The 26,517-nt window shown below is 72.8% G+C and carries 22 protein-coding genes; 15 read left to right on the forward strand and 7 right to left on the reverse strand.

The features are described from left to right. Positions 1-91: 91 nt before the first annotated feature. The 6 genes from KALB_RS34145 (at position 92) to KALB_RS34165 (ending at position 6,078) form a co-directional block, all read left to right on the forward strand. A complete protein-coding gene (locus KALB_RS34145; protein ID WP_025360169.1) occupies positions 92-574 on the forward strand; it encodes a pyridoxamine 5'-phosphate oxidase family protein in 483 nt (160 codons plus the stop codon). A gap of 6 nt (positions 575-580) precedes the next feature. After that, positions 581-1,294: a hypothetical protein gene (locus KALB_RS34150; protein ID WP_025360170.1), complete on the forward strand. Its 714-nt coding sequence runs from the start codon at positions 581-583 to the stop codon at positions 1,292-1,294. A gap of 101 nt (positions 1,295-1,395) precedes the next feature. Next, complete coding sequence (locus KALB_RS34155) at positions 1,396-2,352, forward strand: thiopeptide-type bacteriocin biosynthesis protein (RefSeq protein WP_025360171.1); 957 nt, start codon at positions 1,396-1,398, stop codon at positions 2,350-2,352. Next, complete coding sequence (locus KALB_RS34160) at positions 2,345-4,861, forward strand: hypothetical protein (RefSeq protein WP_025360172.1); 2,517 nt, start codon at positions 2,345-2,347, stop codon at positions 4,859-4,861. Before KALB_RS34155 ends, KALB_RS34160 begins: the two co-directional genes overlap by 8 nt. A gap of 30 nt (positions 4,862-4,891) precedes the next feature. Beyond that, positions 4,892-5,038, forward strand: a complete 147-nt coding sequence (locus tag KALB_RS47915; RefSeq protein ID WP_158510868.1) for a hypothetical protein — start codon at positions 4,892-4,894, stop codon at positions 5,036-5,038. 17 nt (positions 5,039-5,055) lie between these two features. Continuing rightward, positions 5,056-6,078 carry a lanthionine synthetase LanC family protein gene (locus KALB_RS34165; RefSeq protein WP_025360173.1) on the forward strand — a complete coding sequence of 341 codons (1,023 nt, stop codon included), beginning with the start codon at positions 5,056-5,058 and terminating at the stop codon, positions 6,076-6,078. Between the two features lie 313 nt (positions 6,079-6,391). On the opposite strand, the gene KALB_RS34170 is transcribed toward KALB_RS34165, so the two are convergent. The 3 genes from KALB_RS34170 to KALB_RS34180 all read right to left on the reverse strand — a co-directional run bounded on the left by KALB_RS34170 (position 6,392) and on the right by KALB_RS34180 (position 10,106). Continuing rightward, a complete protein-coding gene (locus tag KALB_RS34170; protein ID WP_236650410.1) occupies positions 6,392-7,699 on the reverse strand; it encodes a GGDEF domain-containing protein in 1,308 nt (435 codons plus the stop codon). 149 nt (positions 7,700-7,848) lie between these two features. Beyond that, a complete protein-coding gene (locus tag KALB_RS34175; protein ID WP_025360175.1) occupies positions 7,849-8,985 on the reverse strand; it encodes a CaiB/BaiF CoA transferase family protein in 1,137 nt (378 codons plus the stop codon). After that, positions 8,982-10,106: an acyl-CoA dehydrogenase family protein gene (locus tag KALB_RS34180; RefSeq protein WP_030108740.1), complete on the reverse strand. Its 1,125-nt coding sequence runs from the start codon at positions 10,104-10,106 to the stop codon at positions 8,982-8,984. The genes KALB_RS34175 and KALB_RS34180 overlap by 4 nt, the downstream gene beginning before the upstream one ends. Before the next feature lie 119 nt (positions 10,107-10,225). Between KALB_RS34180 and KALB_RS34185 the strand changes: the two genes are divergently transcribed. Together KALB_RS34185 and KALB_RS34190 are read left to right on the forward strand one after the other, a co-directional pair. Continuing rightward, positions 10,226-10,828 (forward strand): TetR/AcrR family transcriptional regulator, encoded by a 603-nt coding sequence (locus tag KALB_RS34185; RefSeq protein WP_411931147.1) that lies wholly within the window; start codon positions 10,226-10,228, stop codon positions 10,826-10,828. 150 nt (positions 10,829-10,978) lie between these two features. Continuing rightward, positions 10,979-12,166 (forward strand): MFS transporter, encoded by a 1,188-nt coding sequence (locus tag KALB_RS34190; RefSeq protein WP_025360178.1) that lies wholly within the window; start codon positions 10,979-10,981, stop codon positions 12,164-12,166. Here the strand turns inward: KALB_RS34190 and KALB_RS34195 are convergent. Both KALB_RS34195 and KALB_RS34200 read right to left on the reverse strand, forming a co-directional pair. Then, positions 12,139-12,612, reverse strand: coding sequence for a MarR family winged helix-turn-helix transcriptional regulator (locus KALB_RS34195; protein ID WP_025360179.1), 474 nt, complete (start codon positions 12,610-12,612; stop codon positions 12,139-12,141). The two genes, KALB_RS34190 and KALB_RS34195, sit on opposite strands and share 28 nt — an antisense overlap. Before the next feature lie 20 nt (positions 12,613-12,632). Continuing rightward, on the reverse strand, positions 12,633-14,057 hold the full coding sequence (locus tag KALB_RS34200) for an aminotransferase-like domain-containing protein (protein WP_052360510.1): 1,425 nt from the start codon (positions 14,055-14,057) through the stop codon (positions 12,633-12,635). A 130-nt stretch (positions 14,058-14,187) separates the two neighbouring features. Between KALB_RS34200 and KALB_RS34205 the strand changes: the two genes are divergently transcribed. The 7 genes from KALB_RS34205 to KALB_RS34235 all read left to right on the forward strand — a co-directional run bounded on the left by KALB_RS34205 (position 14,188) and on the right by KALB_RS34235 (position 24,674). Continuing rightward, positions 14,188-14,787: a bifunctional DNA primase/polymerase gene (locus KALB_RS34205; RefSeq protein WP_025360181.1), complete on the forward strand. Its 600-nt coding sequence runs from the start codon at positions 14,188-14,190 to the stop codon at positions 14,785-14,787. Positions 14,788-14,860: 73 nt separating this feature from the next. Beyond that, positions 14,861-15,352, forward strand: coding sequence for a hypothetical protein (locus tag KALB_RS34210; RefSeq protein WP_025360182.1), 492 nt, complete (start codon positions 14,861-14,863; stop codon positions 15,350-15,352). 372 nt (positions 15,353-15,724) lie between these two features. Beyond that, positions 15,725-19,408 carry a WD40 repeat domain-containing protein gene (locus KALB_RS34215; RefSeq protein ID WP_042222922.1) on the forward strand — a complete coding sequence of 1,228 codons (3,684 nt, stop codon included), beginning with the start codon at positions 15,725-15,727 and terminating at the stop codon, positions 19,406-19,408. A 168-nt stretch (positions 19,409-19,576) separates the two neighbouring features. After that, a complete protein-coding gene (locus tag KALB_RS34220; protein WP_025360183.1) occupies positions 19,577-20,863 on the forward strand; it encodes a nitric oxide synthase oxygenase in 1,287 nt (428 codons plus the stop codon). A gap of 138 nt (positions 20,864-21,001) precedes the next feature. Then, a complete protein-coding gene (locus tag KALB_RS49600; protein ID WP_148309764.1) occupies positions 21,002-23,263 on the forward strand; it encodes an ATP-binding protein in 2,262 nt (753 codons plus the stop codon). 6 nt (positions 23,264-23,269) lie between these two features. Further along, on the forward strand, positions 23,270-23,920 hold the full coding sequence (locus tag KALB_RS34230) for a response regulator (protein WP_035970362.1): 651 nt from the start codon (positions 23,270-23,272) through the stop codon (positions 23,918-23,920). A 118-nt stretch (positions 23,921-24,038) separates the two neighbouring features. Next, positions 24,039-24,674, forward strand: coding sequence for a response regulator transcription factor (locus tag KALB_RS34235; protein WP_411931146.1), 636 nt, complete (start codon positions 24,039-24,041; stop codon positions 24,672-24,674). 75 nt (positions 24,675-24,749) lie between these two features. On the opposite strand, the gene KALB_RS34240 is transcribed toward KALB_RS34235, so the two are convergent. Continuing rightward, the gene (locus KALB_RS34240) at positions 24,750-25,583 is read right to left on the reverse strand and encodes a S1 family peptidase (RefSeq protein ID WP_025360187.1); all 834 of its coding nucleotides are present in this window, start codon (positions 25,581-25,583) and stop codon (positions 24,750-24,752) included. A 106-nt stretch (positions 25,584-25,689) separates the two neighbouring features. Beyond that, on the reverse strand, positions 25,690-26,508 hold the full coding sequence (locus tag KALB_RS34245) for a serine hydrolase domain-containing protein (protein ID WP_025360188.1): 819 nt from the start codon (positions 26,506-26,508) through the stop codon (positions 25,690-25,692). Positions 26,509-26,517 lie beyond the last annotated feature (9 nt).

Here is a 26,517-nt window from a genome sequence, read left to right on the forward strand (position 1 = left end):
CCGGGTTTCACCCGATCAACTGTCATCCTCGCCACACGGTCTGCCCACGGGGGCGCAGACCGCCCCCACCCCGTCGGGCTATCGTCGTCACATGGCCGATTTGCACGAGATCGCACCCAGTTTTGTCGAGATGGCCCACCAGATCGTGTGGTGCACCGTCTCCACGGTGGACAGCTCCGATCGGCCGCGCAGCCGGGTGCTGCACCCGCTGTGGGAGTGGCAGGACGGCGAGCTCACCGGCTGGATCCTCACCGGGGCGACCCCGGCCAAGCGGGCGCACCTGGCCCGCAGCCCGCACGTGGCCTGCAACTACTGGACGCCCAGCCACGACACCTGCCTGGCCGAGTGCCACGCCGAGTGGGTGGCCGACCTGGACACCAAGACCCGGATCTGGAACCTGTTCCGCGAGGCCCCCGAGCCGCTGGGCTACGACCCCGGCGGCATCGGCGTGCCCGGCTGGACCGGCCCGGACGCGCCCACCGTCGCACTGCTCAGGCTGCGGCCCTGGCGGCTGCGCGTGCTGCCCGGCGAGAACCTGGCCAAGGGCGTACCGGTGACCTCCTGGCGGGCCTGAGCCGAGGTGGAGCCCGAGCCGGAGGACCTCAACCGCTGGGTGGCTGCCGGGTTCGCCCGCGGCGAGGCGGCCTCGTGGCGGCGCTGGCGGTTCACCATCGACCTCGCCCGCTCCTGGATCAGCGCGGGCGTGGGCACCGGGCTGAGCGCCGCCCAGTGGGCGATCGCCGGGGTCACCCCGGACACCGTGGGCCAGTGGCGGGAGGCGGGCATCCAGCCGCAGGACGCGGTGCGCTGGCACGAGTTCGGCATCGGCCTGGAGCAGGCGCGCCGCTACCGGGCGCAGGGCGTCACCCCGGACCAGGCGTGGCAGCGCGGGCAGCAGGCCGAGCCGGATGCCGACGCCGAGCAGGCCACCCGCCGGTTCCGCGAGGCGGGGGTCACCGGGGCGCTGCTCAGCTCGTACGTGCTGCGGCAGTGGCTGGACGAGCAGGCGCTGGAGTGGGCCCGGCACGGGGTGGACGCCGGGGACGCGCGGGCCTGGCTGGACCTGGGGCTGACCCCGGCGGAGGGCGCGGAGCTGTCCCGCGCCGGGCAGGAACCGATGGCGGTGATCCGCGCCTGGTGGCGCACCGGCGTGCCCTTCGAGGAGGTCGCCGACTGGCTCGGCGCGGGCTTCGACCCGGAGGAGGCCGCACGCCGCCGCGCCGCGGGCATCACCGCGCGGCAGGCCGCCGCACTGCGCGAGCTGCGCCGTCACCAAGGGTTGCCTGAGGTCTAGAGCATCCCTCAGCCCGGCGACGGGCCAACTCTTTCGACTGATGTGTCAGGGCATTTGCCGTTTCGTCACCTACCGTCGCATGTGGACGACGTGGAGGTGGAATGCGAGCGGACGGTGCCGAACCCGCCGATACCGTGGTGTCGGTTGCCGGGAACCGCCTGCCGCTGGCCGAGTTCCTCGCCGACTGTCTCGACCCGGTCGGCGACGCCGAACTCCTCGCCGCCCGGCTGACCTTCCTCGCGGGCGGGCTGGACGCGCTGCGCAGCGCGGGCGCACCCCGCTGGACCCAGCTCGGGCTCGGCGGCGTGCGTGCCGCCCTGTACCCGGAACTCGCCCGGTGCGCCCGGTCCCTGCTCGCGCGGGGCGAGGTCACCGACTTCTTCTTCATGCACAAGCCGCCCGGGCTGCGGGTGCGGTTCGCCGCCGCGCAGGGCAGGGCGGCCGCGGTGCGCGAGCAGGTGCGCCGCGAAGCCGACCGGTGGCGCCGCGAGGGCCTGGTCGCCGAGGTGTCACCCGGGCTGTACGAGCCCGAGGCGCACCTGTTCGGTGGGCCCGCGTCCATGCGGCACGTGCACCGACTGTTCACAGTGGACTCGCTCGCCTGGCTCGACCACCTCGCCGTGGCCGAGGGGCGGGCCCCGAACTGGGTGGTCTCCTTGCTGATGCTGCGATCGGTGTTCTCCGGGCTGGAGGTGGCGGGGTGGGAGGACCGGGACGTGTGGGCCAGGGTCCGCGACTGCGCGCACCGCACGCTGCCGGGAGAGCTCACCACCGGACCCACCGCCACCGCCTGCCGTGAGCTGCGGGCCCGCTGGCGCGCGCCGGAGGAGTTGCGGGCCGCACTCCCCGAACGGGCACAGGAGGTGCTGCGGGCGCACGACGCCGCGGTGCGGCCCGTGCTGGCGGACTGGCGCACGGAGTACTTCGCCAGCGAGCGGGCCAGGGTGGGGCCCCGCGAGGCGGCCTCCTACCACGTGGTGTTCCACTGGAACCGGGGGCGGCTCACCGGGGGCAGGCAGGCGCTGATCGCCGAGGCGCTGGCGGGCAGCGATGACTGACGGGCCGCTGATCGGGGCCGGTGGGCTGCTGCGCGTGGCCGGGCTGCCCGCGCGGCTGTGGACCGAGGCGGGCAACCCGGAGTTGTTCACGCGGTTGCGGGAACGGGTCGTGGAGCAGCAGTGCTACGCGGAGTTCGCGGGCACGCTCGCCGACCGGCTGGGCGCCGAACTGGTGCCGCACCCGTACCTGGAGCCCGAGGAGCGGGCCGGGCTGCTCGCGCTGCGCAGGCTGCTGCACCGGGGTTCGCCGGTGCCCGAGGCGGACTGCTACGCGCTGGCCGGTGCCGTGTCGGGCCTGTCCCCCGAACTGGCCGAGGACCTGGCGCACGCGGGGGACTGGTCCGCCGCGCTGGCGGTCCGCGAGCAGGCGGCGGAACAGGCCGTGCTGGCCGAGCAGCGGCGACTGGCCGGGCTGCCGTGGCGGCTGGTGACCGCCTCCCCGTTCGCGACCAGGGCGGTGACCGAGGCCGCGCCGGGCATGATGGACGACATCCAGCGCAGGCTGGACTTCGGCGAGAACTGGGACAGCAAGCGCTTGCGGCACCGGGCCGACTACCTGCTGCGGGTGCTCGCGCGCGGCGCGGCCAAGCCCACGCCCCGGGACTGGCTGGGCCACGTGGGGCTGCTGCCCGTCGGCGAGCGCCGCGGCAACTGGACCCAGGTCGGCGCGAGCGCGGCGCACTGGGTGGCCAACATCCAGGCGGAGCGCAGGCAGCTGGCGGCGAACCTGGACCTGCGCGGTGCCACGATGACCATCACCGGCCTGCACTGGCTGCGCGACCACGAGCACATGTCCTGCTGGGTGGTCGATCCGGCCGACCGCACCGCGCTGCGCCGGGTGCTGGTGCGGCGCACGCCCGCGCTGGACGCGGTGCGGCGGGCACTGGAGTCGGGCGTGCGCGACGCCGACGAGCTGGTGCGCCTGCTGTCGCCGACCGCCGACGAGGAGCGCCGCGAGGTGCTGCGCGGATTCCTGCGCCACCTGGTGGAACTGGGCGTGGTGCAACTGTCCGCCGAACCCGCCAGCGAGCTGATCGGCTGGGACGGGGAGGTCACCAGCCACGCCGAACCCGGGTTCGTCGACGTCTACCGGCAGGTCGGCGGCACCATGCCCGCCGACGCCGTGGGACGCCTCCAGGAGCTGGTCGGCCAGGCGTCCCGGGTCGGCGAGTTGCTGGCCTCGGCCAGCCCGCCGCCGCGCGAGCACCCGATCCTGGCTCTGGTCGGGCCCGCGCCCAGGCCCGTCACCGAGGTGCTCGCCGAGTACCTGCGTGCGCACCGGGACTGCGCTGATCCCGAACTCCGCTTGTGGGACAACGGGATCGCGCACGATCGGCCGAGCTGGCCGGAACCGCCCGCGGACCCGGCGAGCCCGTACGGGCGGCTGCTGGCGCTGCTGGACACCGACGCCGAGCAGGTCGTGCTGACCCCGCGGCAGCTCGACGAGCTCGGCGCCCCGCCCGCGCAGCCCTCGTCCTGGCCGATGGACTGCCTGGTGCGCCCCATCGGCGGCGGCGGGTCCTCCGGTGCCGTGCTGGAGGCGGTGACCTACGCCGGTGTGGTGGACGCCCGCTTCGCCGAGGCGCTGCACCAGTTGCACGGGGAGGTCCCGCAGGTGACCGCGTACCGGCGCTTCCTCGACGAGCTGGCCCGCCGCTGCGGCGCGGAGTTCGTGGAGATCCTCGTGCCCCCGCTGCACGACAAGGCCGCCAACGCCGTGCGCCGCCCGCACTACTGCCCGACCTGGACCGGGGACGCCGACGCGGCCAGCTACCAGCCGGGCGGCGGCCGGTACCTGCCGCTGGAGCGGATCACCGTGCGGCGGGTCGGCTCGCGCATCGTGGCCGAGGACGTGGACGGCCCGGACGGCATGGCCCTGTGGCCGATCCACCACGCGACCAGGACCCCGCTGGCCCCGTGGGGGCTGGTGATCACCCTGTTGTCGGCGGCCTCCCCCGCGCGGCAGCTGGCCAGGCCGCTGGCGCTGGGCAGCCCGGCCACCGCCCTGCGGCACCGCGACCGGCTGCCGCGTCTGGTGCTGGCGGGTGGGCTGGTGCTGTGCGGTGCCCAGTGGCGGATCGGCCGCGAGCAGCTGCCCGCCACGGATCTTCCTGTGCCGCAACGGATCCGCGAGCTGGCCGCGCTGCGCATCGGCACCGGGGTGCCGCGCTGGGTGTTCGCCCGCACCGAGGGCGGTCACCAGCCAAGGCCGGTGGACCTGGACTCGGTGGGCGCGCTGCGGGTGCTGGACAAGCTGCTCGCCGACGCCCCGCACGGCACCCTGCTGTTCGAGGAGATGCTGCCCGACCCGGAGCACCTGCCCTTCCGGGACGCCGACCGCGCGCCGATCGCGGGCCAGCTGCTGGCCCGGCTGCCGCACGAGAGCACCCCGAACCGCCTGGCCGCCAGGGCAACCCTGGCCTGGGCCCGGTTGATCAACGCCGAACAGGACCGCGCGCTGCCCAGTCAGCGCGCCCAGAGCACCACCGGCATCCCGGTGGGGAACTGAGTACGGGGCTAGTTGGAAGGGGATAGTGCTGTGCAACCGACACTGGAACTGACCGAGTTGGACTCCTTGATCGACCAGTTGGACACGCAGGTCAGCGAGATCGCCGTGGACGCGAGAACTCCCGACTCCGCGATCTGCACGCTCGTCGGCTGTTCGATCAGTCGCTGGGAGTGCTGACGGTCCCAGCCGCACGAGTGCTCAGCTCGTGGACCGCGAGCGCGGACGAGGCACCGGACCTCGGTCCGGCCGCGCTCGCGGTCCTGCTGGCCGAGACCGGTGACGCCGCCGCGCACAGCGTGGTGCGGGCGGCGTTGCCGAAGTGGTTGTCCGGCGCCGTGCGCCCCAGCGCGCGCGTCGGCCTGCACGGCGGCATGGCGGGCACTCTGCTCGGCGTCCAGCTCATCGCCCGCCTGCACCCGCCCGCCGCCCGGTTGGCGGGCCGCGTGTCCGCCTGGATCGAGGACCACCTCGACCGGCACCCCTGGCGCACCTCGCCGTTGCGGTACCCCGACTACGACGTGATCAGCGGATCCGCCGGGCTCGCGCTCGCCGGGGTCAAGCGGGGCGAGGACCACCTGGACCGGCTCGGCTCGTTGCGGGTGGGCGGTCACGAGGGCGATCCGCTCAGCGGCTGGATCCAGGGCGGGATCGACACCGGAATGGCCCACGGCGCCGCCGGGGTGCTGACCGCCCGGCCGAACCGCGAGCTGGCGGACTGGCTGGCCGCCGAGTCCTATCGGGACGGACTCGGGGTGCTTTCCTGGGCCAGACGGGCACGTGAGGGTGCGCCGCCTCCCCCACATGCGGTAAATCGCCAGGCTTGGTGCTACGGAACCCCCGGCATCGCCTGGGCCCTGTGGGTGGGCGGCGCCCGCGAGCAGGCGACCGAGGCGATGCTTTCCCTCTGTGCCGCCTGGGATCCCGAGGTGCACCTGACCGGGTCGACCGGCGACCGGCTCGGCCTGTGCCACGGCGCGGCGGGCGTGCTGCTGGTCGCCGACGCCTTCGCCAGGCACGCCGACCTGGGCGAGGCCGCCTCACTTCGTGATCGAGTGGAGCGGTACCTGCTGGACCGGTTGGACACCGTGCGGGAGCTCGCCGCGACTGATCTCGGGCTGCTCACCGGGGCCTGCGGGGTGCTCTGCGCGCTGTTGACCGTGCGCGGCGGGCACCGCGGCTGGCTATCCTGCCTTGGACTGACTCCCCCTGAGGGATGAATTTCTCTTTGACTTTCAACAGCCGGGAATACCCGACTGGGCGAAGCGTTGAACATGCCCGCGCGGAAACGGCAGGTCAGCGGCTTGCCTCCCCCACAGGGACTAGGCCCCTTCCGTGACCCCCCTTGGAGAGAAGGGCGAAGTAACGTAGAGTCGTAAGTGGTGCGGTTCGAGTAACAACGATCTTGACTAATGCGAAGCCGCACTGAACAACCACAGACACCCCGCTACTCCTCCCCCCGGTAGCGGGTTTTGCGAGACCCCCGTCCACCTCCCCCCTCTGGGACGGGGGTCTCGCTCTACCTCGGGCGGCTCAGCCCGCCGGTCTGATCACCGGCGTCTCGCGTCCCCAGGAGGCGAGGCAGGTCCGGTTGCGGCCCGCCCTCTTGGCGGCGTACAGGGCGCGGTCGGCGACCTGGAGCAGGCCGTCCAGGGTGAGCGCGTCGAAGGGGTAGAGCGCGGCCCCGACCGAACCGGTCACGGTGGCGACCGCGACACCGCCCTCCTGGCAGGTGACGGCCACGGTCAACCGCTCGATGCAGCGCCGCACCCGGTCGCCTGCCATGAGCAGCGAGCCCTGGGTGTGCACCCCGGGCACGAGCACGATGAACTCCTCGCCGCCGAAGCGCCCGACGAAGTCCGAGTCGGGCACCTCCCCGCGCAGGGCGTCGGCCACGGCGCGCAGCACCTCGTCCCCGGCCAGGTGCCCGTACCGGTCGTTGAGGTTCTTGAAGTGGTCCAGGTCCACGATCAGCAGCCCCATGCCGCCCGCGTTGCGGCGGGCGCCGTCCAACTGCTTGTGCGCCACGTCCCGCCAGTACGTGGCGTTGGCGAGCCCGGTCTTGGCGTCCCGGCTGGCGGCCCGCTCGAACTGGCCGACCAGGATCGCGCGGTGCAGCACCAGGGCGACCGGCACGGCGAACAGCAGGAGCAGTGGCTGCTCGGACAGCACGAGCGCGATGAGCAGCCCGAGGCAGACCGTGGCGGCGTCGAGCACGTTGAGGTCCCAGTCGCCGAGCAGGCCGACCACCGTGGGCCGCCGCGTGGTCAGCGCGAACACCCCGGCGACGAGCACCAACTGGCAGGCCCAGTAGGCGACTCCGGCGACGACCAGCACGGTCAGCGAGTCCACCGACTGCAACAGCCCGGTCCACGGCCCGAACCCGTGCCCGGCCAGTTGCAGCACCCCGCTTGCCGAGCAGGCCGACAGCGTGATGGTCGCCGCGGCGAACAGGTTGCGGTGCGGCGGGCGGCTGCTCATCGACCAGCGCAGGGCCCTGGTCACGAGGACCACGCACAGGGCCAGCGCGGGCGGCAGGCTGCACACGGCCCCGACGACCCAGATCGAGGTCAGGTCGACCTGAGGACCGCTCGGGGCCAGGCTGCGCACCCGCTCGATCCGCCGGGTGGCCAGCAGGTGGGCGGCGGCGCAGCCCACCACCATGGCGAACGCCACCCACTGCACGGCACTGGGTTCGCTCGCGCTGGCCAACACCGCACCGGACACGAGCAGGGCGGCCAGTTCCACGGCGAGCACGTAGGCGATGGAGGCCCAGGGCAACCGCCACAGCGACCACTGCGCCATTCGCCAGGTACGGGCGGGCCGACCGCCGTCGTCCATCGCCACCGCCCCCCGGTCCTGATGAGGTCCGACTGCCTGACGGTAACCAGCCAATCACTGCCGTGTCAGACGAATGGCGGCACCCGGCACCCGATTACGCCGATTCGGTCACGTTCGGGCAGAGCTGGCGACCAACGGACAACCTTCCGTCAACCAATGACACGGCGCTCGCGCAGTTCGCTCACCTCCGCCCCGGACAGCCCGAGCTCGGCGAGCACCTCGTCGGTGTGCTGGGCGGGTTTCGGCGGTGCCACCGGGGTCGCCGTCGGCGTGCGGTCGAAGCGCGGCGCGGGTGCGGGCTGCACCACCCCGGCCAGCTCCACGAAGCTCTCCCTGGCCTTGTTGTGCGGGTGGTCGGCGGCCTCCTCCGGCGCGAGCACCGGGGCCAGGCACGCGTCGCTGCCCGCCGACAGCGCCGACCACTCGTCCCTGGTGCGCCGCTTCACCGCGGCGGCGAGCAGCTCGCGCAACCGCGGCCAGTGCGCGGGGTCGAGCTGGTTGCCGGGCAGCTGCGCCGGGTCGATCTCCAGCAGGGCCAGCAGGTCGGCGAAGAACTTCGGCTCGATGGCGCCGATCGCCACGTACTTGCCGTCGGCGGTCTCGTAGGTGTCGTAGAACGGCGCACCGCCGTCGAGCATGTTGGTACCGCGTGGCCCGGACCAGCCACCCGCCGCCTTCATGCCGTGCACGAAGGTGGACAGCAGGGCGGCGCCGTCGACCATCGCGGCGTCCACCACCTGGCCCAGGCCCGAACGCTCCCGCTCGTAGAGCGCGGCGAGGATGCCGGTGGCCAGCAGCAGCCCGCCGCCACCGAAGTCCCCGACCAGGTTCAGCGGCGGCACCGGCCGCTGCCCCGCCCGACCGATCGGCTCCAGCGCACCGGCCACCGCGATGTAGTCGATGTCGTGCCCGGCCCGGTCGGCCAGCGGCCCGTCCTGGCCCCAGCCGGTCATCCGCCCGTAAACCAGCCTGGGATTGCGCGCGTGGCACTGCCGCGGCCCCACGCCCAGACGCTCGGCCACACCCGGTCGGTAGCCCTCGACCAGGACGTCGGACCGCTCGGCCAGGCGCAGCACGAGCTCCGCGCCCTCCGGCACCTTCAGGTCCACCGCGATGGCGCGACGGCCGCGGGTGAGCGGGTCGTTGGGGACCAGCGAGCCCGCGCCGGGCCGGTCGATGCGGATCACCTCGGCCCCGAGGTCGGCCAGCACCATGCAGCCGAACGGGGCGGGCGCGAGTCCGGCCAGCTCGACGACCTTGACTCCGGAAAGCGGCCCGGCGTTCACAGCGTCCGCCCGATGATTTCCTTCATGATCTCGTTGGTACCGCCGTAGATCTTCTGCACCCTGGCGTCGGCCCACAGCCGCGCGATCGGGTACTCGTTCATGTAGCCGTAGCCGCCGAACAGTTGCAGGCAGCGGTCGGCGACCCGGCACAGCCGCTCACTGGTCCACCACTTGGCCATGGCCGCGGTCGGCACGTCCAGCTCACCCTTGAGGTGCGAGAGCACGCACTGGTCCACGAACGCCTTGGTGACGGCCACCTCCGTGCTGCACTCGGCGAGCTCGAACTTGGTGTTCTGGAACTTGATCAGCTCGCGGCCGAAGGCCTGGCGCTGCTTGACGTAGTCCAGGGTCAGCTCCACGGCGATCTCCATGCCCGCCAGCGCGGCCGTGGCGATCAGCAGCCGCTCCTGGGGCAGCTGCTGCATGAGCTGGATGAAGCCCAGCCCCTCCTGGCCGCCGAGCAGGTTGTCCACCGGCACGCGGACGTCGTCGAAGAACAGCTCCGAGGTGTCCTGGCCCTTGAGGCCGATCTTGTCCAGGATGCGGCCGCGGCGGAAGCCCTCCACCTGGTCGGTCTCCACCACCACCAGGGAGATGCCGTGCGCGCCCTGGTCGCTGTCGGTCTTGACCACCACGATGATCAGCTCGGCCTGGCTGCCGTTGGTGATGAAGGTCTTGGCCCCGTTGACCACGTAGTGGTCCCCGTCGCGGACCGCCTTGGTGCGCACGTTCTGCAGGTCCGAGCCGGTGCCCGGCTCGCTCATCGCGATGGCGCCCACCTTCTCGCCGGAGGCCAGCTTGGGCAGCCAGCGCTGCTTCTGCTCCTCGGTGCCGTAGGCGTTGAGGTAGTGCGCCACGATGCCGCTGTGCACGCTGTTGCCCCAGCAGCTGTCCTGGGCGCGGGCCTGCTCCTCCAGGATCACCGCCTCGTGCGCGTAGGTGCCGCCGCCACCGCCGTACTGCTCCGGGATGCTCAGGCAGAGCAGGCCGACCTCGCCCGCCTTGTTCCACAGCTCGCGGTCCACGGCCTGCTGCTTGGCCCAGCGCTCCTGGTGGGGCGTGAGCTCCTTGGCGAAGAAGGTCCTGGCCAGCTCGCGCAGCTGGTCGAGGTCCTCGGTCATCCAGGGCGAACGGTGCGGGGCCACACCCACCTCCAAGTGAAAAACATTCAGGGCTGCCGGTAACTTCGCCCAACTTACCGGCAGCCTGGATTGTTTGTGAAGTGCTCGCTAGCATCAGCCTGGTGACCAGGCCCAGACTGACCCAGCAGGAGCGCACCGAGCGCACCCGTGAACTGCTGCTCGACGCCACCATCGACTGCCTGGTCGAGCTGGGTTACGCCCGCACCTCCACCAATGAGATCTGCCGCAGGGCCGGAGTCTCGCGCGGCGCGCAGCAGCACCACTTCGCCACCAAGGCCGAGCTGATGGCCAGCGCCGTGGAACACCTGGTGAGCAAGATCATCGACCGGATGACCAGCGGCGCCCGCGAGGCACTGACCGGTCCGGACCGGATCAGCCAGGGCATCGACATGCTGTGGCGCGGCTACTCCGGCTCGCTGTCCACCGCCGTGATGGAACTGTGGGTGGCCGGGCGCACCGACCCCGAGCTGCACACCGCCATGCAGCCGATCGACAAGGCCCTGGCCAGGCGCACCGCCGAGCTGTTCCGCGAGATGCTCGGCGAGCAGGTGGCCGGGGACCGCCCCGACCTGCCGCTCTGGCTGACCGTCAACCTCATCCGCGGGCTCGCGCTGGACTCGATGATCGGCGGCGACCCGGCCCGCCGCAGGCAGCTGCTGGACGAGTGGAAGACCATCGCCGTCAAGACCTACGGTTCCTGAGCGTCATGAAAGTGCCGTTCGAGACACTAGATGTCTCGAACGGCACTTTCATGACATGGGTTCGCCGCTTCCAGGCCTGACCCGATCGCGACGGCGCTGGGCACCGACGCCGTAGCGCGGGACGCGGTCCAGGACGTAGGTTGATCCGACGTGCTCACTGCTCGCCTGACCGCCGTGCTCGCCGTGACCTGCGCGGTGACCTCCTCGAACATCTACCTGGTGCAGCCCGTGCTGGAGCAGGTCGCCGCCGACCTGCACGTCAGCGAGGGCGCCGCCGGGACCGTGCCGACCGCGACGCAGCTCGGCTACGCGGCGGGCATCCTGCTGTTGGTACCGCTGGGGGACATCCGCAACCGCCGACCGCTGATCCTGGCCATGATGGCGGCGACCACACTGGCGCTGGTCGCGGCGGCGCTGGCGCCCTCGATCGGCTGGCTCGCGGCGGCGGGCTTCGCCATCGGACTGCTCACGCCGATCCCCCAGCTCGTGCTGCCGCTGGGCGTCGCACTGGCGGGCGGGCAGCGGCAGGGCCGGGTCGTCGGCGTGTTGCAGGGCGGTCTGCTGGTGGGACTGCTCGCCTCCCGCGCGTACTCCGGGGCGCTGGGCGAGTTGCTGGGCTGGCGCCAGGTCTACTGGTGTTCGGTGGCGATGATGGTCGTGGTGGGCCTGGTGCTGCTGCGCGCACTGCCCTCGGCCCCGGCGAAGGCCACGGGCCTGAGCTACGCCGCGCTGCTGCGCACCCTGCCGAAGCTGTTGCTGGGCAACAAGGTCGTGCTGGGCGTCTGCGTGTCCGGGGTGCTGGTCGGCGTGGCCTTCGGCGCGTTCTGGAACACCCTGTCCTTCGTGCTGCTGCGCGAGTTCGGCTTCGGACCGGCGATCGTGGGCCTGTTCGGGCTGGTGGCCGCGGCCAGCGCGGCGACCTCCCCGATGGCGGGGCGGTTCACCGACCGGTTCGGCGGGCGGCGCGGGCAACTGCTGCTGATCGGCACGGCCATCCTGGGCTGGGGCGTGCTGGCGATCGGCCCGAGCTGGGTGGGCTGGTTCCTGCTCGGCACGGTGCTGCTGGACATCGGGGTGTGGGGCAACCAGGTGGTCAACCAGGCGGTGCTGTTCGGGCTGCACTCCGGGGACCACAGCAGGCTGAACACCCTGTACTTCTTCACCCGGTTCCTGGGCATCGCGGCGGGTTCGGCGGTGGGCGCCCAGCTGTGGTCGGACTGGGGCTGGGGTGCGGTGAGCCTGCTGGGTGTGCTGGCCGCGGTGGCGGCGCTGCCGATCGCGCTGGCCGCGGCACCGCGGGCCGGGCAGCCTCAGCCCGCGTCGCCCTCGGTCAGGTGACGGTAGCCCAGGTGCACGCCGACGGGCAGCTCGTGCCCGTCGGCCAGCCTGCGCAGCAGGTCGGTCAGCACGCCCGCCTCGCGCTCGCTGAGCGGGGCGCAGACCTCGCGCTCGAACTCCACCGCGATCACGCTCACCGAGGCCAGGGTCTCCCAGCCCCGCTCGGTGGGGTGCAGCGCGTAGAGCCTGCGGTCCTGCGGGTTGCGGCTGCGCTCGACCAGCCCGCGCGCCTCCAGGTCGTCGACCAGGCCGACCATCCGGCTGGGCAGGATGCCCAACCGGTCGGCCAGCGCCTGCTGGCTCAGGCCGGGGGTCTGCGAGATCAGCCGCAGCACGCCCACCTGCGGCGGGGTCAGCCCGAGCGCCGCGACGCGCTCGGCGAAGCCGTCCGAGACGAACACGCCCATCTGCGACAACAGGAAACCCACGCCGGTCGGTGACTGCACACGCGGACTCTACCGGCCGGTCAGGTCCGCAACCTGCGTCTGCGCCACACCACGGCCAGTCGCTCCACCCCGGCGCGCACGGTGTCCGGTCCCACCGCGTAGGACAGCCGCACCCGGTCGGTCTGCCCGTCGATGGCGGAGAACGCGGGCCCCGGTGTGATCAGCACCCCGCCGCGGCGCGCGGACTCGGCCAGCGCGACCGCGTTGCCCCCGGGCAGCCGCACCCACAGCGAGGCCCCGCCGTCGGGCACCACCCAGCTCCAGTCCGGCAGGTGCGCGGCCAGCAGCTCGGTGATCCACAGGTAGCCCGTGCGCAGCTCGCGGGCGCGCACCCTGCGGGCCCTTGGCACGTAGTCGAGCAGGCGCAGCGCGGCGAGCTGGCTGGGCACGGAGCTGCCCAGATCCGCCGAGGACCGGTGGGACACCAACTGGCGTACGGCCTGCGCGGTGGAGCGGACCCAGCCGATCCGGATGCCGCCCCAGAACAGCTTGGACAGCGAGCCGATGGTCAGCACCGGGGCCTCCGGCACCAGCGAGGCCATGGGGGTCGGTGGCGGCCCGGAGAACAGGGTGTCCACTGTGGACAGATCCTCCAGCAGCGTGGTCCCCGTGTCGGCCACCGCCTCCGCGACGGCCTTGGCCGCGGCGGGCCGCAGGGTCACGCCCACCGGGTTGTGCACGGCGGGCAGCAGGTAGAGCAGCCGGGGACGCCTGCTGCGCAACAGGCGGACCAGCACCTCGGCGTCCAGCCCGTCCTCCCGCAGCGGGATCGTGCGCAGGCGCGCGCCGCGGTCCCGGAAGGCCTCCAGCGCCCCGCGGTAGGTGGGGTCCTCGACCAGCACCTCGTCGCCGGGGGCGATCAACGCGCCCGCGACCAGTTGCAGCGCCTGCTGCGAGCCGCTGGTGACCAGGACCTGCTCCGGCTGGGTGGGCAGGCCGTCAGCGGTGCACTGCCGGGCCAGGGCTTCGCGCAGCGGCGGCAGACCGGCCGGGTGGTAGCCGTGGCCGCGCACCCAGGACCGCAACTCGTCCGGCCCCACCGAGCCGACCACGTCGGCCACCCAGTCCTGGCCGGGCAGCGCCCCGCTGGACAGGTCGACCTGCTGCTGCCCGACCTTCGCGGTGAACGAGACCAGCCGCGCCGAGGGCACCGCCACACCCGGTTGGGGCACGCCGCGCACCCGGGTTCCGCTGCCCTGCCGGGAATCCACCAGTCCCAGTGAGCGCAGGGTGGTGTACGCCGTCACCAGCGTGCCCCTGCTGACCGCCAGCGCGGTGGCCAGGCTGCGCTCGGAGGGCAGCACCGTGCCGGGCGGCAGTTCGCCGGAGCTGATCAGCGCGGTGAGCGCTGCCGCCAACTGCCGGTGCAACGACTCCCGCGAGTCGGTGCACCAGCCTTCGAGCAGGCGGACCAGTGCGGCCTCGCCGATCCGGGAGTTGTCCACCAACGTTGTCCACTTCCAGCGAATTGGACTCATCCACCGGCCGGTGATGCGGCCAGTCTGTCCACTGCAAGGTAGCGCCACCCCCGCGAAGGATGATCATGATCCCCACACTCACGTCCGCGCGACGGTCGTGACCCCACCTCGCCACGACCGCGCCGATCCCGTGCCGCAGCGGCAGTTCCGACGAGCAGCCCTGGACTACGCCGCACACGGCTGGCCGGTGGTGCCCGCCGCCCACTTCGACGGCCGCCGCTACGTCTGCGTCCAGGTGGACTGCGAGGAGGACGGCCCGCACCCAGTGTGGCGGCTGTGGCAGGACAGGGCCAGCACCGATCCCGCGACGGTGAGCAGTTGGTACCGGTTGTTCTCCTTCGCCGTCGCGCTGGCCACCGGCGTGGTGTTCGACGTGCTGGAGCTGCCCGAGTCGGCAGCGATCCGCGTGCAGGCCGCACTGACCGAGGCCGGGCACACCACCCCGGTCGCGGTGTGGCGGGAGCGGGAGTGTCGCCTGTTCTGGACGCGCCCCGGTCTGGACCCGGCCGCGGTGACCGTTCCCGGCGCGCGGGTGCGGGGCGCGGGCAACTGGGTTCCCGCACCACCGACGCCCACCCGGCGCGGGGCGGTGCAGTGGGCGGTCAGCCCGGAGCAGGCCGAGTGGCAACCGGTGGAACCGGCTGCGCTGATCGCCGCCCTGGCACTGGCGGGCGTGGCCGGGGACGCGGTCCGCTGAACCCCCCGGCTGGCGTCGGCCCAGGCCAACGGGGCAAGCTGTCAGGGATGAGCCCCCTGTCGATCCGTCACCCGTGACACCGAACCGACCGATCGCCGCCGGGCAGGCGGTTGTCGGTGTGCTCATGATCGGCTGCGCCGCGTTCGGCGGTTTCCCGTCCCCGGTGCCACTGCTGTTCCTGGCCGGCGCCGCGGGCACCGCCAACGCCGCGTTCCCGCTGATGCGCACCTTCGGCTCGGCCCTGCTCGGTGGCGTGGCCGCCGCCTCGATCGCGCTGGCCGCCGTGCCGTTCAGCACCTGCGCGTCCCCGCATCCGTCCCCGGTCTTCTCCTGCACCGGCCAGGACCCCAGCTGGCACCTCGCGGGCAGCGTGGTCGCCGCCGGGCTGTGCGGGGCGAGCCTGGTGCTGGCCCGGGTCGCCGCCCAGGCCGACACGACGGAGGCACTGGCCAGGTTGGGCGCCCAGGTCACCGAGCTGAGCACGCGGCTGGTCCCGGCCGCACCCCGCCCGGCCGGGACCAGTCCCCGCCCCCGGCGGGACCCGCGCTCCGCGGAACGGGACTGACCGCCCCCAGCACGGGACTCACGCTCGGCTGGTCGGGACTCGTGCGCCTGAGGGCGGGACTCGCGGTGGGCGGCCGACTGGCTCGGCGTGTCCCGCTCGGCGGCGGCCGAGTCCCGGTTTCACCCCAACCGGGCAGGGGCTGGGGATCCCTGCCCGGCTGGAGTGTCCGGTCACCACCCGCACCCAGGCAGACGCACCGGTGCCTCCCCACACCGACCGCGTCTGCTCCCCCCTCGGTACGGGTGGGGGCCAGACTGGTCACCTGACGCCAGGAGCTGGCGCTGGTGACACGTCCGGTCTACCGGGAACCAGTTGTTCACGCTCGACACGGGGGTGTGGACAATCAACCGTGGACAACACCTGGGGGTCCACGTGCCACGACCCGAGCGCCCGCTCGATCCCGACGGAGGCCCTGCTCAGCGGTTCGCGCTGGGGCTGCGCGCGCTGCGCGTGGCGGCGGGCAACCCCGGCTACCGCGAGATGGCGGCCAGGGTGCACTACTCGGCGGCTGCCCTGTCCGCCGCGGCCAACGGGCGCAAGCTGCCGACCCTGGACATCGCCCTGGCCTACGTGCGGGCGTGTGCCGGTGACGAGGCGGTGTGGCGGGCGAGGTGGCAGGAGGCGACGCAGGAGCTGACGCCACCGGAGCCGGTGTTCGACGGGGTGGCGCCGTACCTGGGGCTGGCCGCCTTCCAGTCGGAGGACGCCGACCGGTTCTTCGGGCGCGAGCGACTGGTGGCCGACCTGGTCGCCCGGTTGGCGCGCGCACCGTTCCTCGCGGTCTACGGCGCCTCGGGCAGCGGCAAGTCCTCGCTGCTGCGGGCCGGTCTGCTGCCCGCGCTGACCCAGGCCCAGCCGACCTGGTCGCCGGTGGTCTTCACCCCGGGCGCCGATCCGCTGCGGGAGTGCGCCGTGCGGCTGGCCGCCCGCGCGGGGGTCACTGCGGGCACACTGGCCGCCGAGTTGGCGGCGGACCCCTCGGGGCTGGCCCTGGTGGTACGGCAAGCGCTTGCGGAGCAGCCCGAGGACGCGCAGCTGGTGCTGGTGGTCGACCAGTTCGAGGAGGTCTTCACGCTCTGCACCGACCGGCAGACCCGCAACCGCTTCGTCTCGGCACTGGTCAGCGTGGCCGTGGACGGGCAGAGCCGGGCACGAGTGGTGCTGGGCGTGCGCGCGGACTTCTACGCGCGCTGCGCCGAGCACCCGGACCTGGTCGCCGCGCTGAGCGACGCGCAGCTGCTGGTCGGGCCGATGACCGAGCACGAGCTGACCGAGGCGGTGACCCGGCCCGCGCAGCGCGCGGGACTGATGGTGGACAAGGCGCTGGTGGCCACGATCGTCGAGCAGGCCAGGGACCGGCCGGGTGCGCTGCCGCTGGTCTCGCACGCGCTGCTGGAGACCTGGCGCAGGCGGCAGGGCAGCGCCCTCACCCTGGCCGGGTACCAGGCCACCGGCGGGGTGGACGGGGCGGTGGCCCAGTCGGCGGAGCGCGTGTACCAGGGCCTGGACGACCGGGCGCGGCGGCGGACCAGGGACGTCTTCCTGCGGCTGACCGCGCTGGGTGAGGGCACCGAGGACACCCGGCGCAGGGTGGACCGTGCCGAGCTGGGGGCGGACGAGGAACTGGCCCGGGTGCTGGACCAGCTGGCCGCGGCCCGGCTGGTGACGCTCGGGCGGCAGAGCGTGGAGATGGCGCACGAGGCGCTGATCGGCGGGTGGCCCAGGCTGCGCGAGTGGCTGGCGGAGGACCGCGAGCAGCTGCGCGCGCACCGCGGGCTGACCGTGGCGGCGGCCGAGTGGCAGCGGCACGGGCGGGACGAGTCGGAGCTGTACCAGGGCAACCGGCTGGCGCTGTGCGAGTCGATCGAGGTGGACCGGCTCAACGAGCTGGAGCGGGAGTTCCTGAGGGCCAGCAGGGCGCGGATCACCCGGGAGCAGACGGCGCGGGCGCGGCGCAGGAAGCTGACCTTGACCGCGCTGGTGGCCACGGCGGTGGTGATGGCGGTGCTGGCGGCGGGCGCGCTGTTCGCGGTGCGCCAGGCCACCGAGGAACGCGACCTGGCCTACTCCCACCAGTTGGTGGCCATGGCGCGCGGACGGCTGGACCGGGACCCGGAGCTGGGGCTGCTGCTCGCGGTGCGGGCCTTCCAGTCGCGGCCGACCGCGGAGGCGCAGTCCCTGCTGCGGCAGGCCACGCTGAACTCGCGGCTGCGGCTGGCCCGGCCGATGAACCAGGGCCGCGTGGTCGGGGTGGCCATCAACGGCAAGGGCGACCTGGTGGCCACCAGCGGCGAGGACGGCACCGTGGACGTGCTGCGGGCCGACGGCCAGGGCGCGCCGACCGTGCTGCGCGGGCACGAGGGCCCGGCGTGGAGCCCGGTGTTCAGCCCGGACGGCACGCGGCTGGCCAGCACCGGGGCCGACCGCGCGGTGTTGATCTGGCACCTGGGCAGCGCGGAGCCACCGGTGCGGTTGGACTGGGTGACGGGGTTGTGGGGCCTGTCCTACAGTCCGGACGGCACGCGGCTGGCCGGGGCGGCGGCCGACGGCACGATCGTGCTGTGGGACCTGGCCACTCGCACCGCGCGCACGCTGACCGGGCACACCGGTGACGTGTCGGGCATCGCGTTCAGCCCGGACGGCAGGCACCTGGCCAGCGGGGGCGCGGACGGCACGCTGCGGGTGTGGGACTCGGCCACCGGCCAGCAGGTGAGCCTGCGCACCGGGCACCAGGGCACGGTGGACCGGGTGACCTACGACCGCAGCGGTCGGCACCTCGCGACCGCGGGCATCGACGGCACGGTCCGGGTGTGGCCCGCCGAGGGCGGGGACCAGCCGCTGGTGCTGCACGGACACGACGAGGCGGTGGAGTCGGTGGCCTTCACCCCGGACGGCAACCGCGTGGTCAGCGGCGGGGCGGACGGCACCGTGCGGATCTGGAGCACCACCAGCGAGGCCAACCCGCTGGTGCTGCGCGGGCACCACGGCGAGGTGTGGAACGTGGTGACGACCCCGGACGGCCGCCGGGTGTTCAGCGGCGGCAACGACGGCAGCCTGCGGATCTGGGACTCCACCGTGGTCGGCGATCCGAAGGTGCTGAGCGGGCACGTCGGCAGCGTGGCCGCCGCGGTCTTCGACCGGTCCGGGCGGCGGGTGGTCAGCGGGGGCGCGGACGGCACCGTGCGGTTGTGGGACACCGGGGGCACCGGCGAGTCGAGCGCGCTGGCCACAGTGGACGGTGAGGTCAGGGCGGTGGCCTTCAGCGCGGACGGCAGGTCGGTGGCCGCCGCCAGCGACCAGGGCAGGATCGAGGTCCGCGCCGCCGACGGGCACGGTCGGCCGGTGGTGCTCACCGGGCACCGCGACGTGGTGTCCGGGCTGGCCTTCAACCCCAGCGGCACGCTGCTGGCCAGTGCGGGCGACGACGGCACGGTCCGGCTGTGGCACACCGACGGCTCGGGCGAACCCCGGGTGCTCGCCAACTCGGCGGGCGAGCCCGCGCGCGGCGTGGCGTTCAGCCCGGACGGGCGCTGGCTCGCGGCGGCCCTGCACGATGGCACGGTGCGGGTGTGGCCCGCCGACGGGCACGGCGATCCCGTTGTGCTGCAAGGAAGTCAGGGCCCCGTGTGGAAGGTGGCCTTCAGCCCCGACAGCTCGCTGCTGGCCAGCGGCGGCAACGACGGCACGGTGCGGGTGTGGCACACCGGGACCTGGGGTGATCCGCTGGTGCAGCACGGGCACGACGGCCTGGTGTGGAGCCTGGGCTTCAGCGCGGACGGCAAGCAGCTGGTCAGCGCGGGCAACGACCACACGATGCGGATCTGGAACACCGACGGCGCCGGCGAGCCGCTGGTGGTCACCGGGCAGGGCGCCGCCGTGAACTCGGCCGAGTTCAGCGCCGACGGCCACCTGGTGACCACGCACGAGGACGGCACGGTGCGGGTGGGCAACTGCCCGGAGGCCGGTCCGATCGAGGGGGTGCTGGCCCTGGCCCAGGCGCACTCCACCCGCGAGCTGACCCCCGAGGAGAACCGGCTCGCCAGTCCCGGTCAGTAAACAAGTCGAATCGTCAACTACACGTTCCAGTGATCAAGGCAGCCGATCGCGCGACCGATAGCCGCAACCCTTCGTGACTAAACCCCTGATGGACTGAATCGTTTGCATCGAATCGGTCACCAAACTGGCGGTCCCGGCGTGTCGAGGCGCGGGCTAGGTTCGTTCGCCATGGCCGCGCCCACCGAGAACACCACACCGCCCAGCGGGTGTCCCGTACGGCACCAGGAGCCCGAGCACCACGAGGCGCCCGCAGCCGATGTCCTGGGCCAGGCCGAGGAGTTCCTCGCCCAGTTCCACCGCGAGCACCCGAAGGTCGGGCCGGTCGGCCCCCGGCTGGCGCAGGTCGCCGAGGAGATCGACCGCACCGGGACGTACCGGCACACCGAGGGCGAGCTGGCCTTCGGCGCGCGGGTCGCCTGGCGCAACAGCGCGCGCTGCATCGGCAGGCTGTACTGGCACAGCCTGCGGGTGCGCGACATGCGGCGGCTGCGCTCGGCCGCCGACGTGGCCGCGCAGTGCGCCGAGCACCTGAGGCTGGCCACCAACGGCGGCCGGATCCGGCCCACCATGACCGTCTTCGCCCCGGACACACCAGGACAGCCGGGGCCGCGCATCTGGAACGAGCAGCTCATCCGGTACGCCGGGTACTGGGAACCGGAGACCGGCACCGTACTCGGCGACCCGCGCTACGCCGAGTTCACCGAGGAGGTGTGCAGACTCGGTTGGGTCCCCCCGACCGATCGCGGCCGGTTCGACGTGCTGCCGCTGGTCGTGGAGACCCCCGAGGACGGGGTGACCCTGCACCAGCTGCCACCCTCGGTGGTGCAGGAGGTGGAGCTGAGCCACCCCGAGCACGCCTGGTTCGCCGGGCTGGGCCTGCGCTGGCACTCGGTGCCAGCCATCAGCAACATGCGCCTGGTGATCGGCGGGATCTCCTATCCCGCGGCCCCGTTCAACGGCTGGTACATGGGCACCGAGATCGGCGCCCGCAACCTCGCCGACGTCGATCGCTACGACCTGCTCGGCGAGATCGGGGCCCGGCTGGGCCTGGACACCTCCTGCGAGCAGACCCTGTGGCGCGACCGCGCGCTGGTCGAGCTGAACCGCGCCGTGCTGCACTCCTTCGCCCGCGCGGAAGTGGCGATCACCGACCACCACACGGAATCCGCCCGGTTCCTCACGCACCTGCGCAAGGAGGAGGAGGCCGGGCGGAGTTGCCCCGCCGACTGGAGCTGGATCGTGCCACCGATGTCCGGCTCGCTCACCCCGGTGTTCCACCGCTATTACGACACCGAGCAACTGCGCCCCGAGTTCGTGCTCGACGAGGACGCGGTGAGCCGGGGTGTGCGGGCCACTCCACGGTGCTTTCCCGAGCCCAAGCCCACGACCGATCCGCAGCGGCTCGGCCGGTGGAGGTTGAACTGGCGGGCGCGGCGGGCGGTGTCCTACGTGTAGGTGGTGTCGGGGCGCGGAATAGCACCCGAGCGCCCACCGCTTTTCACTGATGGACAACGCCGTTGGGGTTCGAGTACGAGACCCGGGCGAAGGCCATCGCGGAACCGGATCCACCCCCGGATGGCTACTGTGTTTCGCGTGGCCTCCCCTACCAGTGGCGCCGGTCCCCGCTCGGCGGTGCCGATGTGGCTGCTGGCCACGGCACTGATCCTGCTCACCCTGGCCTCGCTGGTGGTCCGCATGGCGACGCCCTCGGACGGCACGACCATCGACAGCGGGGACCACGTGCTCACGGCGGGCGCGGTGCGGGTGCACGGCACGCACGACTCGGGTGAGTTGCAGGTCGGCGACCAGGTGCTGGCCATCGACGGCCACCCGGTGCGGGACGTGACCGCGGTGCCGCTGCCCGAGGACCGGCCGCTGGTCTACACGGTGCTGCGCGGGGGCGCGCAGACCACGGCGAACGTCACGCTGCACACCTTCGACCTGGCGCAGGCGCTGACCGACTCGTGGGCGATGCTGCTGCTGATCGCCGCACTGCTCGGCGTGGCGATCTTCCTGTACCGGCTGCGACCGGCGAACCCGGCGGCCAGAACGGGTCTGCTGATCGCCTCGCTGGCCCTGCTGAGCGGGATCCCGGGCGGGATGCTCACCCTCCAGGCAGTGGACCTGGTCAGCGGCACGAGGTTCTGGTGGTGGCTGCTGGCCCAGCTCGCCTACGCCACGCTGTGGGCGGCGATGCTGCACTTCACGCTGGTGTTCCCGGAGCAGCGGGCGGGCCGCGGGCACCGGCTGGCGGTGACCCTGGTCTACGCGGGGCCGTGGCTGTTGCTGCTCGCGAAGCTGGCGCTGTTGCTGCCCGCCGCGAGCACTTCGCTGGAGCGCTTCGACCTGGTCGGGTCCCCGGTGTACCCGACGATCTACCTGTACCCGGTGCTGGTGCTGGTCGCGCTGGTGTACAGCTACCACTCCAGCGCCGACGAGCTGACCCGGCACAGGTTGTCCGCGCTGGCGATCACCATGGCCAGCGGGTCGGCGCTGTACCTGGTGCTGTGGGTGCTGCCAGCCCAGTTCGCGCACGGCCCGCTGCTGCCGTGGGGCCTGTTCCCGCTGGTGTTCGTACCCGCGCCCTTCGCGGTGGCGGCGGCGATCCTGCGGCACCGGGCGCTGGACATCGACGTGGCGGTCAGCCGCACCCTGGTGTACCTGGTGCTCAGCGTGGCCGTCGCGGGCATCTACCTGCTGGTGACCGTGCTGCTCGGCATGGTGCTGCACCCGCTGGGACCGCCCTGGGAGCAGGTCATCGCCGCCAGCGTGGTGGCCGCCGCCGTGCAACCGCTGCGGACCTGGGCGCAGAGCACGATCAACCTGCGGCTGTTCGGTGCCAGGGACGACCCGTACCGGCTGCTGTCGGTGCTGGCCTCCCGGCTGGAGACGGTGCACTCGCCGGAGTCCCCGCTGCCCGCCGTGGTGCAGGCCGTGGGCACCACGCTGCGGCTGCCCTACGTGGCGATCGAGACCCTGGTCGGCGGCCGGGCCGAGCAGGTGGCCAGCTACGGCACGCCCGCGCGCGGGCTCGTCCGCTTCCCGCTGATCTACCAGGGCAGCGCCGTGGGCTACCTGGTGGCGGCCAGCCGGTCCCCGCGCGAGCCGCTGCGCCGCCGGGACCACCAGGCGCTGGCGAGGGTGGCCACCCAGGCCGGTGCGACGGTGTACGCGGCGCGGGTCACCGCGGACCTGGCCCGCAGCAAGGAGAAACTCGTCGCGGCGCGGGAGGAGGAGCGGCGCAGGCTGCTGCACGACCTGCACGACGGGGTGGGCCCGACCCTGGCGGCGATCGCGCTGGGCCTGCCGATGGTGGGCAGCACCCTGCGGGCCGATCCGGACTCGGCGGTGGACCTGCTCGACCGGCTCGGCGCCGAGTTGCAGGGCGCGATCAGGGAGATCCGCCGGGTGTCCAAGGACCTCGGGCCGACCATGCTGAGCCAGCTCGGCCTGGTGACGGCGGTTCGCGAGCACGCCTCGGCACTGGCACAGCGCCAGCCCGACCCGTCGCGGCGGGTGGACTTCACCATCGAGGCCAGCCGCAACGGGCTGGGCAAGCTGCCCGCGGCGGTGGAGATCGCCGCGTACCGGATCATCTGCGAGGCGCTGACCAACGTGGTGCGGCACGCCGCCGCCACGCGGTGCCAGGTGCGGGTGTGGCTGGCGGGCGGGGCGCTGCGGCTGGAGGTCACCGACGACGGCAGGGGCCTGCCGGGCACGGCGGCGCGCGGGGTCGGCCTGGACTCGATGCGGGAGCGGGCGGTGGAGTTGGGCGGCTCCTGCGTGATGGAAAAAGCCGTGGGCGGCGGCACCGTGGTGAGCGCTACGCTGCCGCTAGCCAGCGAACAGGACTAGATCACTGTGGACAAGCTCCGCGTACTCGTCGTCGACGACCACCCGTTGTTCCGCTACGGGCTGAGTTCCGTGCTGGCCAAGGACTCCGAGATCGAGGTGGTCGGCGAGGAGGCCACCGGGGGTACGGCGGTCAGCGCCGCCGCCCGGCTGCGGCCCGACGTGGTCGTGATGGACCTGCACCTGCCCGACATCAACGGGGTGGAGGCCACCCGGCGCATCGTCGGCGAGGACCCGTCGGTGCGGGTGCTGATGCTGACGATGTTCGACGACAACGACTCGGTTTTCGCCGCGATGCGCGCCGGGGCCAGGGGCTACCTGCTCAAGGGCTCCGGGCCCGAGGAACTGGTCCGCGCCGTGCAGTCGGTCGGCAGGGGCGAGGCCATCTTCGGCCAGGACATCGCCGCCAAGATGATCACGTTCTTCGCCGCGGGCCCGCAGCGCCCCGCCACGGCCTTTCCCGAGCTGACCACCCGTGAGCTGGAGATCCTGAACCTGATCGCGCGCGGGGAGTCCAACTCCGGCATCGCCGCGGCCCTGGTCATCAGCCCCAAGACCGTGCGCAACCACGTGTCGAACATCTTCAGCAAGCTCCAGGTGGCCGACCGGTCCCAGGCGATCGTGCGGGCGCGCGAGGCGGGGCTGGGCGATCAACCCTGAGTCCTGCCCGGACGGGCAAGGTCGGGACACAGGTCCCATGCGACCGGGACACCGGGCACGTCATCGTTGTCCTCGACGCACACTGCCACAGGGTGTGCATCGATGGGGAGGGCACGTGCTGACTACCGCTACGAAGACCGCTGTGATGGTGTGCGCCACCGATCCGATCCTGCGCGGCGGTGTTGCCATGACCCTGCGCGCAAGGCCCGAGGTGCACCTGGTCGACGAGAGCTTCGGCGACCCGGAGCACACCGTGGTGCTGGCCGTGGGCGACCGGCTCGACGACCGGGTCAGGCAGTTGCTGCGGGGGCTGTACGCCAGGGGGTACCGGAAGATCGTGCTGATCGCCGGGGACATCGACGACAACGAGGTGCTCGCCGCCGTGGAGTCGGGGGTCTGCGCGGTGGCGCGGCGCGGCGACACCTCGGCGGAGGCACTGGTCCAACTGGTGCACGCGGCGATGGCCGGGGAGGGCGCCCTGCCGCCGGACCTGCTGGGCCGCCTGTTGGACCGGGTGGCGCGGCTGCAACGCCAGGTGCTGGAACCGAGGGGTCTGCACCTGGCTGGCATGACCGCGCGGGAGACCGAGGTGCTGCGCCTGGTCGCGCAGGGGCTGAGCACCAAGGAGATCGCCGACAAGCTGTGCTACTCGCAGCGGACCGTGAAGAGCGTCCTGCACGACGTGACCAAGCGGTTCCAGCTGCGCAACCGGTCGCACGCCGTGGCCTTCGCACTGCGCGAGGGCCTGATCTGACCCGGGGGTAGGGGTGACAGGAAAGTGCCGTTCGCGACATCTGATGTCGCGAACGGCACTTTCCTGACATGGGGACTAGCGGGAGGGCTTGGGGAGCTGGCAGCCCGCCTTGTTCAGGTTGATCTTGTTGCCGGGGTCCACGCAGGTGTTGATGTAGTAGGTCTCCTGCGCGTAACCGACGTTGGGCAGCACCTTGACGTTGCCCGAGGCGTCCACCTCACACGGGTTGTTCAGGGTGCATTCCTGCCCGTCCTCGTTGATGGTGTTGTTGACGGCGACCACCTTGCCGGTGTTCGCGTCCACCACGGGGGAGCCGGAGGTGCCGCCGATGATCTCGCAGCCGGGCTCGGTGTAGCGCACCGAGTCCTTCCACACCCAGTCGCTCTCGTGCAGCTCGTGCACGAAGCCGTCCACGTTGCAGCTGTAGATCCGCTTCCAGTAGCCGGAGACCACCTTGATCGGTGTGCCCGCGACCGGGTGGGTGTCCTGCAGGTCCAGCGCCTTGATGCCGTACTGCGAACGGATCTGGGCGTAGGTGCTGGTGAGCTGGTACAGCGAGACGTCGGTGGTGGTCATGGTGCCGTAGACGATCTTGCTCGCGCGCAGGGTGCCCAGGCTGCTCTGGCCGTTGGGGGTGAGCAGGCTGAACGTGCGCGAGGACGCCTTGTTCACGATGACCTGGCCGGGCGAGGGCATGCCGCTCTCCAGGCAGTGCCCGTTGGACAGCACCAGGGCGTAGTCGTTGTCCGAGGCGGCGGCCGGCCGGACGACGGAACCCGAGCAGTTGCTCAGCTTGACGGTGCCGGAGAAGTCCACGGCCGCGGGCTTGGCGGCGGCCACGGCCGGGACGGCGGCCAAGGCGGCCCCGATGACCGTGGCGGCCAGCACGCCGAGCAGTCGGTTGACCATGAGGGGTCCTTTCCACCTCAACGATGCAGGGGTTATCACTGCACCGCGCGCAACCAACAGCGCACAACCGACGAACGTAGGGGGCGATTCGCACTTTTCGCCGGTGTCAACCGCCGAGGGCCTCGGCCAGCACCCCGTCGGTGAACGGGGGCCACACCTGCACGGCCCAGTCGTCGAAGGGGCGGTCGGTCAGCGCGACGCAGGCCAGGCCCGCCACCGGGTCCACCCACAGGAACGTGCCCGACCCGCCGAAGTGCCCGAAGGTGCGGGGCGAGGAGTTGGCCCCGGTCCAGTGCGGGCTCTTGTGGCCGCGCAACTCGAAGCCCAGGCCCCAGTCGTTGGGCCGCAGCGTGCCGAACCCGGGCAGCACCCCGTCCAGTCCCGGGTAGGCCACGGTGGTCGCCTCGGCCAGGGTCGCCGGGTCGATCAGCGTGGGGGCCTGCACCTCGGCGGCGAAGCGGACCAGATCGTTCACAGTGGACACCGCACCGGACCCGGCGGGGCCGACCAGCTTCGAGGCTGTCATGCCCAGCGGGGCGAACACCGCGTCGTGCAGGTACCGCGGGAACGGGATGTCGGTGGCCTGCTGCACGGCGGCGGCCAGCGCGGCGAACCCGCCGTTGGAGTAGATGCGGCGACTGCCCGGGGCGGCGACCACGTTGGTGCCGTCGAAGTCCAGGCCCGAGGTGTGCGCGATCAGGTGCCGCACGGTGGCGCCCCGCGGGCCCGCGGGCAGGTCCCACTCCACGGCGCCCTCCTCCACCGCGACCAGCGTGGCGTAGGCCACCAGCGGCTTGGTCACCGAGGCCAGTTCGAACACCCGGTCCACCGGCCCGTGGCTGCCCAGCAGCGTGCCGTCCGCGCGGACCACCGCCGCCGCGGCGTTGTCGACCGGCCACTGTTCGATCACCTTCAGGCTGCGCATGGCCCTGAC

This window comes from Kutzneria viridogrisea DSM 43870, assembly GCF_000525635.1.
Classification (GTDB): Bacteria; Actinomycetota; Actinomycetes; order Mycobacteriales; family Pseudonocardiaceae; genus Kutzneria; species Kutzneria viridogrisea.

Coding starts and splice junctions, on each gene's coding strand:
- KALB_RS34145 (WP_025360169.1), top strand. CDS start 92: ATGGCCGATTTGCACGAGATCGCACCCAGTTTTGTCGAGATGGCCCAC.
- KALB_RS34155 (WP_025360171.1), top strand. CDS start 1,396: ATGCGAGCGGACGGTGCCGAACCCGCCGATACCGTGGTGTCGGTTGCC.
- KALB_RS34160 (WP_025360172.1), top strand. CDS start 2,345: ATGACTGACGGGCCGCTGATCGGGGCCGGTGGGCTGCTGCGCGTGGCC.
- KALB_RS34170 (WP_236650410.1), bottom strand. CDS start 7,699: ATGGACGACGGCGGTCGGCCCGCCCGTACCTGGCGAATGGCGCAGTGG.
- KALB_RS34180 (WP_030108740.1), bottom strand. CDS start 10,106: ATGACCGAGGACCTCGACCAGCTGCGCGAGCTGGCCAGGACCTTCTTC.
- KALB_RS34220 (WP_025360183.1), top strand. CDS start 19,577: ATGGCCGCGCCCACCGAGAACACCACACCGCCCAGCGGGTGTCCCGTA.
- KALB_RS34240 (WP_025360187.1), bottom strand. CDS start 25,583: ATGGTCAACCGACTGCTCGGCGTGCTGGCCGCCACGGTCATCGGGGCC.
- KALB_RS34245 (WP_025360188.1), bottom strand. CDS start 26,508: ATGCGCAGCCTGAAGGTGATCGAACAGTGGCCGGTCGACAACGCCGCG.